This is a genomic window from Fibrobacter sp. UWB11 (genome assembly GCF_900143015.1).
Lineage (GTDB): Bacteria > Fibrobacterota > Fibrobacteria > Fibrobacterales > Fibrobacteraceae > Fibrobacter.
In genome coordinates, this window is the sequence record NZ_FSRT01000002.1 from 58175 (window position 1) to 72812 (window position 14638).

The window sequence follows — 14638 nt, forward strand, 5'->3', positions numbered from 1 at the left end:
GGCACTCCTAAAAAAAATCCCTCGAACATGTCGAGGGATTATAATCTACAAAAATTGAACTCAGACGATTCGATTACCTGTAAGAACCATTGTAGGTTTCTTCGGTCGTGCCATCGTCACGGGTTGCTTCCGGAGCGAGGAGTTCACCGGTGCTGCCATACTTACGCTTTTCGTCGTCGGTAAGGCGGTTGGTGAGAACTTCGACCTGCTGTTCCTGGTGAGCAGTAGCTTCTTCTTCCTGAAGAATCTTCTGACCTTCTTCAAGACGGCGCTTGATGCGATCGTCTTCCATCTGCTTCAGGTTCGTACCGACCTTAGCCTGATCTTCAGAAACCTTGTAGCGTTCGTTGGTTTCGTCCATCACAGCCTTGATACCCACGAGACGGCCATCGCTATCGACGCTAAGTCCGGCCTTGCGGAGTGTAGAAAGCGGAAGACGGCTTGCTGCAGTCTGGTATTCCGGCAAAAATTCATAGCCGTCCGAAGTGCCAATCAGGCGTGCTTCGTCCGGAGTCACATAGTTAAGAGCTTCTTGCCAGCGAGAGCTCTGGACACTAGAGGTAAACGACACGAGGGCATTATCCAAAGCCTCGCCATTATCTTCCTGCGGGGTGCCAGCGCAACCCAAAAGGAACAAACTCATTGCAGACAAAAGAACTAATAATTTTTTCATGGGGTACTCCTCCGAAAAAAATCCTATCAAAATATACACATATTTCTCACATTTTTTTTAAGTTGTTCCGTTTTTTACTTAAAATGTACCCAAATTCGGCATTTTGCGATTTATCCCCCTATCTTTTTCTACATTACCTCTACCGTATGAATGAAGTCAATTCTCAGTCTGAAGAAATCAATAAAACCGTAACGGGTGATAAGTCCGACGTTTACCGTATCCACACCAAAGACAACAGAGAAATCGTCCTCGTCGGGACCGCCCACATTTCGCAAGTATCCAAAGATCTTGTTCATGAAACCATCGAAACCGAATCCCCGGACACCGTCTGCGTGGAACTCGACGAAGGCCGTCTCAAGTCCATCCAAGACCCGAACCGTTGGAAGAATACAGACCTGAGAGACGTCATCCGCAAAAAGCAACTCGCCACCCTCATTGCAAACCTTGTTCTCGGCTCTTACCAAAAGCGCATGGGCGCACAGACAGGAGTCAAACCGGGTTCCGAACTGAAGGAAGCGGTCGACGTTGCAAACGAAAAAAATATTCCCATCGTGCTCGCGGACCGCGATATCAAGATCACGCTCAAACGAACCTGGGCCTGCACTCCGTGGTACCGTAAGTTCAACTTGCTCGGCGGGCTATTCGCAAGCATTTTCGACAAAACCGAGATTAGCGAAGAAGAACTCCAGAGAATCAAGGAGAAGGACGCCCTCAACTCCATGATGCAGGAGTTCGGAAAGACGTTCCCCGAAGTTAAGCAAGTGCTCATCGACGAACGCGACCAGTTCCTCGCAAGCAAAATCAAGAACGCTCCAGGCGACAAGGTCGTGGCTGTTGTGGGCGCAGGGCACATGCGCGGCATCGCAAGCATCATCGAAGAAGACAAGGAACTGCCGAGCGAGGAATCCATTTCTGTCATCCCGAAGGGAACGGCCATCTGGAAGATCATCGGTTGGACCATCACGCTCGCAATTATCGCAAGCATCGTGCTCGTTGGCTATTTCGCAGGAATCGAGAAGGCCGGACAGTTGAGCCTGCAGTGGGCCATGCTGACTGGCGGTGGCGCCATGCTCGGTGCAATCATCGCAGGTGGCCATCCGTTGACCGTACTTGTGGCGCTGGTCATGGCTCCGTTTACGGGGCTTACACCGCTTATCGGCGTCGGATTCTTTACAGCACTGACGCAGGTTTACGTACGACCGCCGCGCGTCTCCGAAATGGAAACACTAACAGACGACATTTGGCAGGTCAAGCGCTGGTGGAAGAACCGCGTGACGAGAGTCATCCTCTGCTTCTTGTGCCCAGGCATTCCGGCCATCATCGGAAAGATTCTCGCCATACTCAAGATTTATCAGGCGTTCTAGTTTAGTAGGCGTCAGGAATTAGGTTTTAGGGATTAGGAAATTTGTACAAAAAGTCCGCTAGAAAACGCGGACTTTTTTAGTTTGTATAAATTTACCACGTCACCACCTTATTCACAACTTCACGTTGTTCACTTGCAGTCTGGCGCAAATATATACGTGTAGTTTCGATATGTTCGTGCCCCATAAGGTCAGCAAGCAAAGCGATGTCGTTTCGTTTTTCCAGAAAGTTCTTAGCAAACCGGTGGCGAAACGAATGTGGATAAATGACGGCTTCATCTAGGCCATATTTCTTTGCGAACGTTTTCAGTTGCGAGGCAATCCCCCGCGGGGTAATCTGCTTGCCAAAACGATTCAAGAAAAGGTATCCACTCGACCGTCCATCCTTCGCAAGCCATTTCAAAGCTTCTTTTTGCAAAGTCTCAGGAATGTAGAGCCGACGCAACTTTCCACCTTTTCCGTAGATGTCAAAAAATCCGCACTCGACATGCTCCACTTTGAGTTTCACAAGTTCCCCTACACGGGCTCCCGTCGCCGATAGAAACCACACGACAAAATACCACTTAGTCTGACCATCTTGCAATAGACTAGTTTTCAAAAATTTGTAATCGGCATCGCTAATGACATTTTCCAGAAAACTTTTTTGCTGAACCTTGACATTCTTGATCCGTAACTTCGATTTGCCTGCAAAATCCAAATACTTGTTGATGCCCTGAATTCGCAAATTAACAGTTTTGGGTTTGTAATTTTCTAAAAGAAAACTCTTATAATCAGCCAGCGACTTACGACCGAACCGTCCGAAATGCGACTTGAAGAAGTCCGCTGTCCAGCAATACGAATCCATCGTATTGACAGCAAGGTTCTGCCCTTCCAGATACTGGTAAAACGAAGGTCTTTCTGCAAGGTAGAAAACGGAGCAGATCATAACAAGTTCTCAAACACGGCATGGTAAATCGAAACATCATCCAACTGAACAATAGACGTAATCTTGTTCCCGGCATCTTTGGAAGATGCTCCGCAGTGGAATATTTTTTCGTTCTTTGAACCAAAATCAAGCAGTATATAGCGGTCATGAAATATATTTCCGGCTGTTTTCGGATCTTCAAGCACAACATCTGGGCGCGCGGCCCTAAAATCAGCCAGCATGTTCTCGGTCAACCGGGTTCTTCCATATTGATCACTGAAAATCGTAATGACAATACCCTTGGCGACATTCCGCAGTAAATCTAAAGTCTTGACATCCACATAATTGTCGATAATGACCACCGACTTCTTTGCCATACCATAAATTTGCGCGTACGCAACATCGGCTTCAAGTTTCTGTCCGTTCAAAATCAAGAAGTGCTTAAACATCGAAGGATCAATGAAGTTTTCCATAACCTTTTGCAAATCAGACTTCATTGCAAAAACATCCGTGCGGGTTTCGGCAAGTTCTCCACGAATTTCTGCAACTTCCCTTGTATTTTGAACCATATAAGAGGAAATTTGCGGACTATTGCCCACGTTGAGCAACTGCATGTTCTCGGAAACAATGTAGTCCTTCATCTGCTTGAAAAGGCGAATCAGAGCCTTGCTTTGAGCTATAGCCTGTTCCCCCTTGAGGACCGTCATGAGCATATAAATACCCTGTTCGGTAAAGGCAAACGGCATTTTTCGCAAGCCGCCCCAACTTGAAGTCAAAAATTTTGACTTCAAGTCTGATGCCGGATGCAGGGATATAAGATTTGCAAGTTCATTGCGGTCAAGCTGAAACCGAAAATCATCGTCAAACTTTTCAATATTATTTTTGACCTGCTGGTTAAAAACCTTTTTGTCATACCCATAAATTTCCGCCAAGTCGGAATCCAACATCACCTTGAGACCACGAATCGTGTAGATTCTGGATTTCAGGAAATTTTCGTCTATCAGGGAGAAATCGTTTTTGCCGACTGCTTTTGATGCGGTTAATGCCGGTGCTTCTTGCTTGCTCATATACTACCTCACTCCGTTTACAACGCAAAAAAAACAGATTACTGCACAAATATACACTATTTTGAAAATTTGTCAAGAGGTTTGGAGATTTTTATTGAAAAAAAATGTGAGGCATAACCCCCATTATGAGAAGTTGACCGATATTCCCTTTGAAATCCCTGATTCCTGGGAGTGGGTAAAGTTGGGGAATATATGTACAATTTCGTCTGCAAAGCGAGTTCTAAAGGAAGATTGGAAAGAAACAGGAATACCCTTTTATCGTGCTAGAGAAATCGCTCAGTTAGCCAATGGTGAAATTGTAAAAGACGATTTGTTCATAACCAAAGAATTGTATGAATCACTGAAAGATTTATATGGTGTTCCTCAAACGGGTGATATATTGATGTCAGCAGTGGGGACTATCGGAAAAACATATATTGTGAACAAAGACGATTGTTTTTATTACAAAGACGCAAGTGTTATTTGTTTAAAGAAAAAACATGCAGACATTTCATCAAAATATTTAAAAATGCTTTTTTCTAGTAATTACTTGCAAAAACAAATGTTCGCCAATTCCAACGGAACAACGGTGGATACGATAACAATATCTGTTGCGCAAGGATATACAATTCCTTTCCCGCCGTTGGCAGAGCAGAAAAGAATCGTGGATAAGATTGATGAAATCTTTAAGTCGTTAGACGAGATTTCTCTCCATTTGGTCTAGTGTAGAAAACAACTCTTCAATCTTTGCGACAATCCGAGATTGCTCATTAAGTGGTGGTAATGGAATTTGACACCGTTGAATTATTTCAAGAGTGAGGTTTGGAATAGATGTAACTTTTGTTTGGTTTAATAACAACTCTTGTATAAAAGACGAATTAAGAGCGTATACCACATATTTTAAGAAATCATCTTTTTTTAAATAAAGACGGACAATGGAAATGGCTTGGTTTGTATTAAGTGGCAAATCTGATTTATGAACGATAGCTGTTCGTCCTAACGAACCTGCAATTGTAATAAGTATATCCCCTTCTTTAATAATAGATCGCGCGAGAAAACCTTGATGGGTTGCGGAATCTATAAATTTCATATTCGAGGAATTAATTTTTAGCATTCCAGGAATGTTTTCTGCGCGAATAAAACCGACACCGTTGTCTATATAAGCGACATTTCCCCCGCGTGGAGTTGTTCCTTTTGTAATTAAAGAAGAAAGACTACCCAAAGCAACCCAATACCAATTTTCGGGTATTTCGAAAGGTTCGTCCTCTATCTTCTCATAATGGGGGTTATCACGTGTTATTCGTTCTAGCAAAACGCTGGCGGGTTCGTCGGATTTGTTTTGTGGAACGAGTTTTCCGTGGATGGCGAGGTCAAGGATTTTTTGGCGGGTTTGCTTGATATGGGTTTTGAGGAGTTCCTTGTTCTTTTCGATGGCATCGATTTCGGCGAAGGCTTCTTCAATTTTTGCGACAATACGTTGTTGTTCCGCTAAGGGCGGGAGTGGCACAGTCAAGTCTAAAACAACACTTCGAGCAATGCCAGGAACAAGTCCATTACCCTGAAATTTTAGGCGCTCATATTGCGAACCAAGAAAATTATACACATAAGCATTCAATGTTTTATCACTTATTCTAATCGCCATAATTTGTCTGGCAATATGTGCTTTTTCAAAATCAGCGTAAACATAATTACCATAACCAGATCCTTTACACACAAGCAAGATATCACCTTTTTGCGCAATTACCGAAGGATATTCAGTCCATCTATTCAATATCACATGATTATTAACAAAATTACTCGCTCCAGTAATATAAGGCAATCCTTTTTTTTCTGCATTGTATTTTTCTGGAGGAAAATCCTGTCCAGAAATTAATTCGCAAACATCACCCAGTCTCACCCATTCCCAATTCTCGGGAATTTCAAAGGGGGCTTCGCTTTTGTCGAGAGGGATAATTTGCTTGAGATCCTTCGACTTCGCGCCCTTGGCGCTCCGCTCAGGATGACATGCAGAGGAAATTTCTTTCAACAGGTCGGCGGTATTGCCGTCACTTTTGAGTTGTTGCGTGAGCTTTCCGCGAATGGCGAGGTCAAGGATTTTTTGCTTCAGGAGTTTCGTGTTCATTCTTATTCTTGATAATAACAATAAATCAACATTTCCATAAATTGTGAGTTTTCCAATCGGCAAGAAAACCTATGCATTCAAACGGCAAATCCGAATATTCAGCCATCAGCGTTTCTATGCGTGTTCGCCATTCTGTTTTCGGAGCGCACTTCTTTAGCATCTGGCTCAATATCATCAAAACAACAAATGGCTTGTCGTTTGAAATTTTCGCCCATTCCGGATGCTTTTTCACTGTTGGAATTTGCGGGCGAATGCCAAGACGACGATTCCATAATCTAGCATGGTGCGCACAGATATTACGAACGTGATTCAAGGTCAACAACCAAGATTCCATAATAACAACGGGCACTCCAAATTCAGATGCAATTTCCTGTTGTATTGGGCGATGCATTTTACGATATATCGTCAAGATGTTCCCAAATGTCAGCAACTCAGCGACCATCCAAAAAGGCAAATTTGGTTCGTCGTACTTATCCAAATAATGGGTAACAAACTGCTCTTTACTTTTGATATGCCGATTTACCTCCGCATCAATTGTCGCCATCAATTTCTGAAAATCAGCATCACAAAAGTTATTGTAATTGGCCTTATCCAAATAACCGAAGGGACCGTACTTTTGCGTAAAGACGGTTACCACTTTTGCCTTGAGCGCCGTTTCAACACGTTCCAGTGCGTCCATAATCAGACATCTCAAACGACGGTCAAAACGATAACGGCGATAAATCTGATCCAACGACGTTCCTGGCTTTAGACAATCAGAATTATCTTGCTTGAACGGGAACAAGTAAGCACTAAAATGATAATAACTGATATTGGATAAAATATCAACTAAAGACGCCTTCTCTGCAACAAGCCCCCTTTCTATTAATCTATCGGCTTGCTGTTCATAAGATAATGACGGCTTTAAGTACTTCATTTCACCTCTGGATACAAAAACACCCCGGACATTTGAGCATTGTTAAGAGGCTTCCGGGGTTCGCTGTTAAAAATATACTCATTTTCTCAAGAAATGTCAAGAAACATCAAAAGAATCATCCGTCGATTCCCTTGAGCATCTTGGCGAGTTTTTCGGAGTGGGCGGCAATTTCCTTCGCTTCGTCCTTGATGTTTGCCAAAAGGTCGGCAAGCGTTACGTCTTCGATATCGTCCTTGTCCTTAATCCAAGTTATGTCGAGGCTCGTCTTGTCGCGGGCCAGAAGTTCCTTGACATCATACTTGCGCCAACGCCCGGTCGGGTTTTCTTCGCTCCAAGTTTCTTTGCGCTTTGTTGCCGTATAACAAGTCACAAAGTCATCCAAGTCGCTACGCTTCAAAGGTTTTGTCGCCTGCGTGTGCTTTACACCCGTACGATAATCATAGAACCAAGTTTCCTTAGTTTCACTTCCCTTCTCAAAAAACAGCACATTCGTCTTGACCCCATTTGCATAAAAGATACCCGTAGGCAAACGCAAAATGGTATGCAAATTAAAATCCTTGAGAAGTCGTTTGCGGAGCGGTTCTCCGGCAGCATCAAAAAGCACATTGTCCGGGAGCACCACACCTGCACGGCCACCATTTTTAAGCAAAAGCATGATATGCTGCAAAAAATTCAACTGATTGTTGGTCGTGGTTATATAAAAATCAGAGCGTTTTGCACTAATATCCACACTTCCCGCCGGACGCGTTCCAAACGGCGGATTCGCCAAAACCACATCTACAAGTTTTTCTGGAGCATTTTCAAGAGAATCAGCTTTGTGAATGGGGGTAGAATCTACGCCAATTCCATGAAGATACATATTCATAGATGCAAGCGTCACCACCAGCGATGTATTGTCGTTTCCACAAAGGAGCTCATTGTTCAATTTCTTGAGCTTCGCCTTTTCATTCGTCTGAGCCGACATGTAGTCGTGCGCAGCTAGCAAAAATCCTCCCGTTCCACAAGCAGGATCGCAAACGGATTCGGTTATCTTAGGCTGAACACAATCAACAATCGCCTGAATCAACGGGCGCGGAGTAAAGTACTGCCCCGCACCGCTTTTTTTATCTTGACCATTCTTTTCAAGAATATTTTCGTAGATGGCGCCCTTAAGATCACCTTCTAAAAGCCAAGTTTCATCGTCCACCATGGACACAAGCTTACTCAAATAAACAGGAGTATTCACCTTGTTTTGAGCATCCACAAAAATAGTGCCGATAAGTCCCGTTTGCTTACTTAACTTTTCCAGAATGGAATTGTATTTATCGACAAGGTCAGTTCCTTTCATCTGGACGGCAAGCAAATCTTTCCATTCACATCCCTTGGGGAGTGCGCTTTCAACGCCAATCATTTCGACCTTTTCACTGTCCATTTTCAAGAACAAGAGATAGGTGAGCTGCGTTATATAATCTGTAAAACCTACGCCTGCCGACGAAAGAACGTCAGCCATATTCCATACTTTCTTGACAAGAGATTGTTCGTTCTTTCCGCCTTGCGTAGCGGAGGGAGTTATTTTCTTGGGCATGTTATGCAGCCTTTATCTGTAGCAAGAATTTGGAAAGATAATCCAATTCTTTATCTGCTTTTGCTGGTGAGTAAATGTTTATGGTCTGAACGGCCAATGTTTGGTCAAATTCAAAAAGGTCTTTGCGACTAGTACATCCATTTTGGGCAACATACTGTGCCACTTTTCGAAGGACTTCAACCTGTGCGGGTGTAAAATTACGCGGAGTATCGCCCATTTGCTGGCCAACATAAAGTCCGAATCGCTTAGCAGCAATACCCTGAATTGACTGGAGCGTTTCTGTACGACCAAGCGCATAACGCACAAGCTGAATCAAATTGGTAATGGACTCTATTTCATTTTTGCCCTTAAGCGGGATTACCATCTTATGGTTCTCTGAAGCGGACACACGGTAATAATCCCACAGAAGCGGGACACGGAACATTTTACTTTCGACAAGGAGTTTCTGTTGCAAGTCACAAAGCATCGCATTAGTAATGCTCTGTGATTCGTCGTGATAGATAATGCGCAACGCCTCAATTTCATCGGCGTGATCGTGGATGTACTTCTCAAATGCAGAAGTATGCTTTAAGGCATCCTCTTCTAAAAACTCTGAATAAATAACACGGTCTTCACCAGGATTCAAGATAGACAAATAGCCCGCATGAAGTTCCGACAATTTTACGCGCGCATTATTATTGTTAATAAGCGGCGACACCAATTTTCGACGTTCCAAATTCGGCTCGTTTATATCGGTATATTCAGGCAACAAGTTCTTTTCAAAAGCATCAAAAATCGTCAACGAAAAATCACGCAACGTAAAGCCCGCAATTTCACGGAACTCAGTATTATGTTCATCGTTTGTGCGATTGTAAATAGTTGAACATTTTTCAGCAAGCAGTTCTAAGTTCGCGTCACTGACTTCTCCATGAGAAATTCGTTCTAAAAGATCGCTCAATTTAAGAGGTTTCTTGTCAGAAGAATTTTCGCAAGCCTTTGGCATTCTCTTTTCGCTTTGAGCAACACCTACTGCATCCAAAAGAACAAAATTTGCCTTTGTGTCTGCGTTTGGAGTTACAGTACGCAACAGATCATCACTCATACTACGGCAACCGCGCCCAACCATCTGCGTATAGAGGACATCAGAATGGACATCACGCATAAACGCGACTACTTCCAATGGTTTTACGTCGGTACCCGTTGATACAAGCGTTACCGTCACGGCGATTCTAAAATTTTTGTCGTTATTAAAAGCCCTAATACGGTCATTTGGCTTTTCAACAGAACAAGTAATCTCTTGCACAAAACCATCAGGCACATGGCCTTCAGGGAATTTTTCTGCAAAGACACGTTTGATGGTTTCTATAATGTTTAGTGCATGCTGACGGTTCTTCGCAAAGAAAAGCGTCTTAGGAATATAGCGATAATCAGGCTCACCATTTTCAGGAATGCGATTCGGGAAAAGCCTTTCAAAGACCACATCGCGGAATTCAGTTATAACTTTTTCAATCTGCGTTGGGTTCACCACGCTACGGTCAAGTTCCGTACTTGTATAAACCGAAGATGTTGTTTGAACTTTGGCTTTTGTCTTGCCAGTCTTTTTCGTAACCTCGGTAACTTTATCGCCTTCACTTATTAAGCCACCACCTTCGGTAACTTCCGTCTTGATGCGATAAATACGCGGAGGAACGTTAATACCATCGATATAAGATTGTTCTCTCGAATATCTATAAGTGGCCTTATTTACGTTATTGAAAAATGCATAAGCTTGAGGAGTAGGAGTCGCCGTAAGACCAATAATACGGGCTTTATTAAAATATTTCAGAACCTTTCCCCAACGACTATAAATGGAACGATGACATTCGTCCACAATAATCGTGTCGAAAAAGTCCTGAGACAACTTTAAATCATTACCCAATTCCACTTCGGGCCCATCATCATTCTCTTCTGCAAAGAACGTTTCTTCTTCCTCGGCTTCATCGATAGAATCATCATTGTCGGGCTCGCCTTTCAATATCGAGAACAACCGCTGGATTGTACAAATGCAGACGTTTGCCTTGGAAAGTCTCCGCATATCGTCGGGATCATCTGCATTAAAATGGCGTGGACGAAGCACATCGTAAATTTTGTTAAAAGCTTCGCCATTTTCAGTAAGTCGGAAGGTGCCAAATTCCCCTTCGGTCTGCACGCCCAAGTTGGTGCGATCCACCAAGTAAAGAATCCCTTCTGCATGCATGTAATTCAATTGACGATAGCACATCATACATGCCGTGAAAGTCTTGCCTGCACCTGTAGCAATATCCAGCAAAACACGGCGTTCACCAAATTTAAAAGCGAGTTCTACGGCTGCAATCGCATCACGCTGACAAAGGCGCAAACCGTTTGGTCCCACAGGAGGTAACACCGGAAGTGCCGCAAATTCGCTATCAATCTTAAGATTATGTTCACGCGCCAGTTTTACGAGTTGCTTTGGAGTGAACAATTTTTTGATAGGTTCAAATTTACTTGTCGGGTCTAGCGTATTACGGAAAAACAACTTGTCGCCATCACACATGAAAAGGAATGGCAACGGATTAGCCCAGGCCTGATTCCATGGAAGGGTTCCAACAGAATACTTTGCCACTTGTTCCGCAACACATGCCCCCAAATTCTTGCCCAAACGTTTCGCTTCCAAGACGCCAATCGCTCTGCCGTCCAGATAAAGTTGATAATCAGCTCTATTATTCCCTTTGGTCAGCGCCTCGGTAACCGCCTGTGCATGCGGAACATCCATATACTCAGAACGAGGAACAACTGCCCAGCCGGCTGCGGCGAGCATTTCATCTATCAAAACACGAGCTTGTTCTTCGGGCTTTAATTCATCCATGAATTTCTAAACCCTAAAATAACTTATTTTCTAAAAATAGGAGAAGCCCGCCTACGCGGGCATGACAAAAAAGCGAGGATGACATTAAAAAACAGATCCCCGCCTAACGACGAGGATTATGCAAGATAGAATCTGAAGCTATCCGCTTACTGCACACATCTCACCGAGAACCCGAACGTTTTCGGTTTCATCATGTAGCTAAAACCCATGGACTTTGAGGAAAGATACCACACCGATGCATCGTTCCCTTCTACGTTTGCACTCCAGAAGAACGCGAACTTGTTTTCATTGCCGTATGTTCCGTCATCGAACATGTTGCCCGCCGGCATGGCGCTAAACTTGAACGTATCGTTTCCGTTCGTCTCGCCGGACCAACCGTAATTTGCCTTGATCAAATAACCGGCATTGAAATCGCCGCCAGCGGCTTTCCACAAGCTTTCAAAGTCTTCGTTTGTAGGCAAGCGAAACCCGGCTGGGCACGCAGACTTTGCCGCATTCCATGTGTAGAGGCGACCGTAGACCATGCAATTATCTTCGTCTTCGCGATAGCAAGTACTGCCCGGAGTTTTAAAGTTTAAGTTATCCGCCATCCAAGTGCGATCGGCAATTTTGACAAGGCGGTACTTTTGTTTATCACGCGGGTCTTTGAGTTCCTGCTTTTTTGCTTTGGGGGCAGCAAAAGATGCGTTGGACGCAACGAGAGCTATTACAAGAGCAGATGATAGATAGTTCATTGTGAAATTTTGATTGTATAGATTGCTTCGCTACGCTCGCAATGACGTTATGAGAGATGCCCGCCTGTCATCCCGGACTTGTTCCGGGACGGGCATGACTAATTTACTTTTCTACGCCGATGAGTTGAGTTTCGCCACGGCCTGGAAGCGGCTTGAAGATTTTCACATTCGCCTGTTCCGCAGGGCCACCGAAAGCCTTCATTTCGCAAACAAAGATGTAGTTCATGCCAGCAACCACTTGCGAAGAAACGCTGAGCGGTTTCAAATTCAAATACGCATAATCCTTCGTGCCTTCGGCAAATGCGGCAGAATCTTCTGCCGTAAGCGGACGCTGTTCCGAGAATCCGCCCATGAGCATTTCTTCGGTCTTGCCCGTTTCAAGATTTGCAAAGAACGCCGCAACTTCGGCCTTAGCAGTTTCGACACCGCCTTCGGCATTGATTCGCTTGTTAGAAATTCCATAAGCGAGTGTCACGTTAGCATTCGGTTCAAGCGTTTTGAGTTCGTTTGCACTTGCCTTGCGACCGCCGCTACCATAAGTGCAGAAGGGCACCACGACCTTTCCGCTCAAATCGTTCGCTTCGAGGAACGTGTAAATCGGAGTCGTAAATGTCCCGAACATAATCGGATAACCGAGGAACACGGTATCGTACTTGTCAACGTCGAGTTTCGCATTTACGAGAGCGGGCCACTGCTTGCTTTCGCGTTCGGCACGGACTTCGGCAATCGTGCTATCGTAAGTCGAAGGGAACGGCTTTACAAGCTGGAGTTCAAATTCATCGGCATTGCGGGCTTCCTTGAAAATCTGTGCCAGCTTTTTGGTGGCACCCGTCTGCGAGAAATAAACCACGACGGACTTGGACTGTTGCGGAGCGCTTTCCGCAACTAGCGCAGGCTGGGTTTTGGACTGTGCAACTTCTTGCTTGTTGCAAGCGGAGAACATCGCCGATGCGGCAAATACCGCCGACATAGCGAGAACAAATTTCAAGGAACGGGACATAATCACCTCCAAATTAAACTTTTTTCAATGAAAAGATATTTATTTTTAAAATGAAGGAGTCCCATGGAATTTATAATCGTCCTATTTTTCATTTTTGCACTGTTCGTATTTATTTTCGGATGGGCAATAACAAAAAAAGAGCGGCAAGCATCCGAGCTACCGCAAAATAAAGACTTATTTACTCAAGCCAGCAAAGCCGCAAAAAGATTCAAAATAGCCACAATCGTATCTTCATCCCTCCCCTTATTATTGCTCATTCCATTCCTCTTCGATGAACCAACACACTCCACCGGGGATGACCTTCTTATATTTTTCATTTTTTTATCTATAATCATACTCTTTTTGTCAGGGACCTGCATTCTCAGCTACAATTACCTTTTCTTCACATCTAGCGATACAAAGGCATTCTATATTCTGCTGACTCCATTTATCCCCATTTTTGCCATAGGTTCTTTTATAATACTTGTGGGCGGCGGATTTCTCGGAGTTGTTCTGATGCTGCCATACGTTATTATTTTGGCTGTAATGGCGAAAATTTTGTACTTTAAAAGGCAAAAATTCAACGCAAAACAGAGCGAGAGTTAATCCCCAAAAATATCATATTCGCAAATGTGGTAAGTATCTTCGAAACTGGTAAAAGTTCCGTCTTTTTTAGCATGGCGGCAGACTACCGGAAGCGAGCGTTCTCTATTAACGCATCCATTATGGACAAGAGTTTTTCCGTCAGCTTCATAGACGTTCATACAATCGACATCTTGGCAAGGGCGACCGCCCATGCCCATCGTAGAATAACCGTAATCAAAAACTTTGCCTTTGTATGTAAACCTGATTGAATAAGTTCCATGCGATCCGCCACCGTAGTATTTCACATCCGTAATTTCTTGTTTGGAACCGTTGACAAAAAATTCCGCCTTATAAACATCATATACAGGGGTTAGCTCGCTTCCGATGCATTTTGCCGGATTACTCTGCACATACACAAAGCCTTCTTCGCCATCATACTTAAAGCTACAAATGAGATCTTTTTCTTCAACATATCTTTTAAACACCGTATATGCAGTGCTGTCCATACAGAAAAGAGCTTCCTGATTTGGAACGCGGGTATCGAAAAGTTTCGTCGGGTCCGCGAGCGTTTCGCTGCTGGACGACACGGCAACAGTCGCAGAAGACGAGGACACTGCAAGAATCGCAGAACTAGAAGGGGTAGCAACGCTTGATGAACTGCTCACGTCATTGCGAGAGTTCGAAGAGCTCGAAGCAATCCAAGAGGAACTGGAAGATTCCGGGTCAGGCACGGAATGACGGGAGGAACTGGAAAGGAGATTCCCGCTCGAGGCGGGAATGACAACCAATGAGGAACTTGTTAAATTTTCAGATTCCACATTAAATATACTATCGGAATTTTCATCAGAGCAAGCAATAAAAAGCAATGAGCAAATTGGCAATATTTTATACAAATTCATGTCTACACCT

General features: G+C 44.0%; 13 protein-coding genes. 3 read left to right on the plus strand and 10 right to left on the minus strand.

Going from position 1 to position 14638, the window contains the following annotated elements:
• Window positions 1–73: 73 nt before the first annotated feature.
• The gene (locus tag BUQ91_RS08920; protein ID WP_074208999.1) at window positions 74–673 is read right to left on the minus strand and encodes a hypothetical protein; all 600 of its coding nucleotides are present in this window, start codon (window positions 671–673) and stop codon (window positions 74–76) included.
• Between the two features lie 146 nt (window positions 674–819).
• On the opposite strand from BUQ91_RS08920, the gene BUQ91_RS08925 reads away from it, so the two are divergent.
• Window positions 820–2037 carry a TraB/GumN family protein gene (locus tag BUQ91_RS08925; RefSeq protein WP_074209000.1) on the plus strand — a complete coding sequence of 406 codons (1218 nt, stop codon included), beginning with the start codon at window positions 820–822 and terminating at the stop codon, window positions 2035–2037.
• A 91-nt stretch (window positions 2038–2128) separates the two neighbouring features.
• Here BUQ91_RS08925 and BUQ91_RS08930 read toward each other — a convergent pair whose 3' ends face one another.
• Complete coding sequence (locus BUQ91_RS08930; protein WP_074209001.1) at window positions 2129–2959, minus strand: tyrosine-type recombinase/integrase; 831 nt, start codon at window positions 2957–2959, stop codon at window positions 2129–2131.
• Window positions 2956–4005 (minus strand): ORF6N domain-containing protein, encoded by a 1050-nt coding sequence (locus BUQ91_RS08935; protein WP_083601217.1) that lies wholly within the window; start codon window positions 4003–4005, stop codon window positions 2956–2958. The genes BUQ91_RS08930 and BUQ91_RS08935 overlap by 4 nt, the downstream gene beginning before the upstream one ends.
• A 94-nt stretch (window positions 4006–4099) precedes the next feature.
• Here BUQ91_RS08935 and BUQ91_RS08940 point away from each other — a divergent pair, with 94 nt between their 5' ends.
• Window positions 4100–4708, plus strand: coding sequence for a restriction endonuclease subunit S (locus BUQ91_RS08940; protein ID WP_074209002.1), 609 nt, complete (start codon window positions 4100–4102; stop codon window positions 4706–4708).
• Here the strand turns inward: BUQ91_RS08940 and BUQ91_RS08945 are convergent.
• From BUQ91_RS08945 to BUQ91_RS08970, 6 genes are all read right to left on the minus strand, one after another.
• Entirely contained in the window at window positions 4679–6106 is a 1428-nt protein-coding gene (locus tag BUQ91_RS08945) for a restriction endonuclease subunit S (protein ID WP_074209003.1), read from the minus strand. The two genes, BUQ91_RS08940 and BUQ91_RS08945, sit on opposite strands and share 30 nt — an antisense overlap.
• A 25-nt stretch (window positions 6107–6131) precedes the next feature.
• Entirely contained in the window at window positions 6132–7022 is an 891-nt protein-coding gene (locus BUQ91_RS08950) for an Abi family protein (protein WP_074209004.1), read from the minus strand.
• A 115-nt stretch (window positions 7023–7137) separates the two neighbouring features.
• Complete coding sequence (locus BUQ91_RS08955; RefSeq protein WP_074209005.1) at window positions 7138–8586, minus strand: type I restriction-modification system subunit M; 1449 nt, start codon at window positions 8584–8586, stop codon at window positions 7138–7140.
• Between the two features lies 1 nt (window position 8587).
• On the minus strand, window positions 8588–11431 hold the full coding sequence (locus tag BUQ91_RS08960; protein WP_074209006.1) for a type I restriction endonuclease subunit R: 2844 nt from the start codon (window positions 11429–11431) through the stop codon (window positions 8588–8590).
• A gap of 146 nt (window positions 11432–11577) precedes the next feature.
• A complete protein-coding gene (locus BUQ91_RS08965; RefSeq protein WP_074209007.1) occupies window positions 11578–12165 on the minus strand; it encodes a fibrobacter succinogenes major paralogous domain-containing protein in 588 nt (195 codons plus the stop codon).
• Window positions 12166–12268: 103 nt separating this feature from the next.
• Window positions 12269–13165 (minus strand): flavodoxin, encoded by an 897-nt coding sequence (locus tag BUQ91_RS08970; protein ID WP_074209008.1) that lies wholly within the window; start codon window positions 13163–13165, stop codon window positions 12269–12271.
• Window positions 13166–13228: 63 nt separating this feature from the next.
• Between BUQ91_RS08970 and BUQ91_RS08975 the strand changes: the two genes are divergently transcribed.
• Window positions 13229–13750: a hypothetical protein gene (locus tag BUQ91_RS08975; protein ID WP_074209009.1), complete on the plus strand. Its 522-nt coding sequence runs from the start codon at window positions 13229–13231 to the stop codon at window positions 13748–13750.
• Here BUQ91_RS08975 and BUQ91_RS08980 read toward each other — a convergent pair.
• A complete protein-coding gene (locus BUQ91_RS08980; RefSeq protein ID WP_074209010.1) occupies window positions 13747–14628 on the minus strand; it encodes a hypothetical protein in 882 nt (293 codons plus the stop codon). The two genes, BUQ91_RS08975 and BUQ91_RS08980, sit on opposite strands and share 4 nt — an antisense overlap.
• Between the last annotated feature and the right edge of the window lie 10 nt (window positions 14629–14638).

Coding starts and splice junctions, on each gene's coding strand:
- BUQ91_RS08920 (WP_074208999.1), bottom strand. CDS start 673: ATGAAAAAATTATTAGTTCTTTTGTCTGCAATGAGTTTGTTCCTTTTG.
- BUQ91_RS08925 (WP_074209000.1), top strand. CDS start 820: ATGAATGAAGTCAATTCTCAGTCTGAAGAAATCAATAAAACCGTAACG.
- BUQ91_RS08930 (WP_074209001.1), bottom strand. CDS start 2,959: ATGATCTGCTCCGTTTTCTACCTTGCAGAAAGACCTTCGTTTTACCAG.
- BUQ91_RS08935 (WP_083601217.1), bottom strand. CDS start 4,005: ATGAGCAAGCAAGAAGCACCGGCATTAACCGCATCAAAAGCAGTCGGC.
- BUQ91_RS08945 (WP_074209003.1), bottom strand. CDS start 6,106: ATGAACACGAAACTCCTGAAGCAAAAAATCCTTGACCTCGCCATTCGC.
- BUQ91_RS08950 (WP_074209004.1), bottom strand. CDS start 7,022: ATGAAGTACTTAAAGCCGTCATTATCTTATGAACAGCAAGCCGATAGA.
- BUQ91_RS08955 (WP_074209005.1), bottom strand. CDS start 8,586: ATGCCCAAGAAAATAACTCCCTCCGCTACGCAAGGCGGAAAGAACGAA.
- BUQ91_RS08960 (WP_074209006.1), bottom strand. CDS start 11,431: ATGGATGAATTAAAGCCCGAAGAACAAGCTCGTGTTTTGATAGATGAA.
- BUQ91_RS08965 (WP_074209007.1), bottom strand. CDS start 12,165: ATGAACTATCTATCATCTGCTCTTGTAATAGCTCTCGTTGCGTCCAAC.
- BUQ91_RS08970 (WP_074209008.1), bottom strand. CDS start 13,165: ATGTCCCGTTCCTTGAAATTTGTTCTCGCTATGTCGGCGGTATTTGCC.
- BUQ91_RS08975 (WP_074209009.1), top strand. CDS start 13,229: ATGGAATTTATAATCGTCCTATTTTTCATTTTTGCACTGTTCGTATTT.
- BUQ91_RS08980 (WP_074209010.1), bottom strand. CDS start 14,628: ATGAATTTGTATAAAATATTGCCAATTTGCTCATTGCTTTTTATTGCT.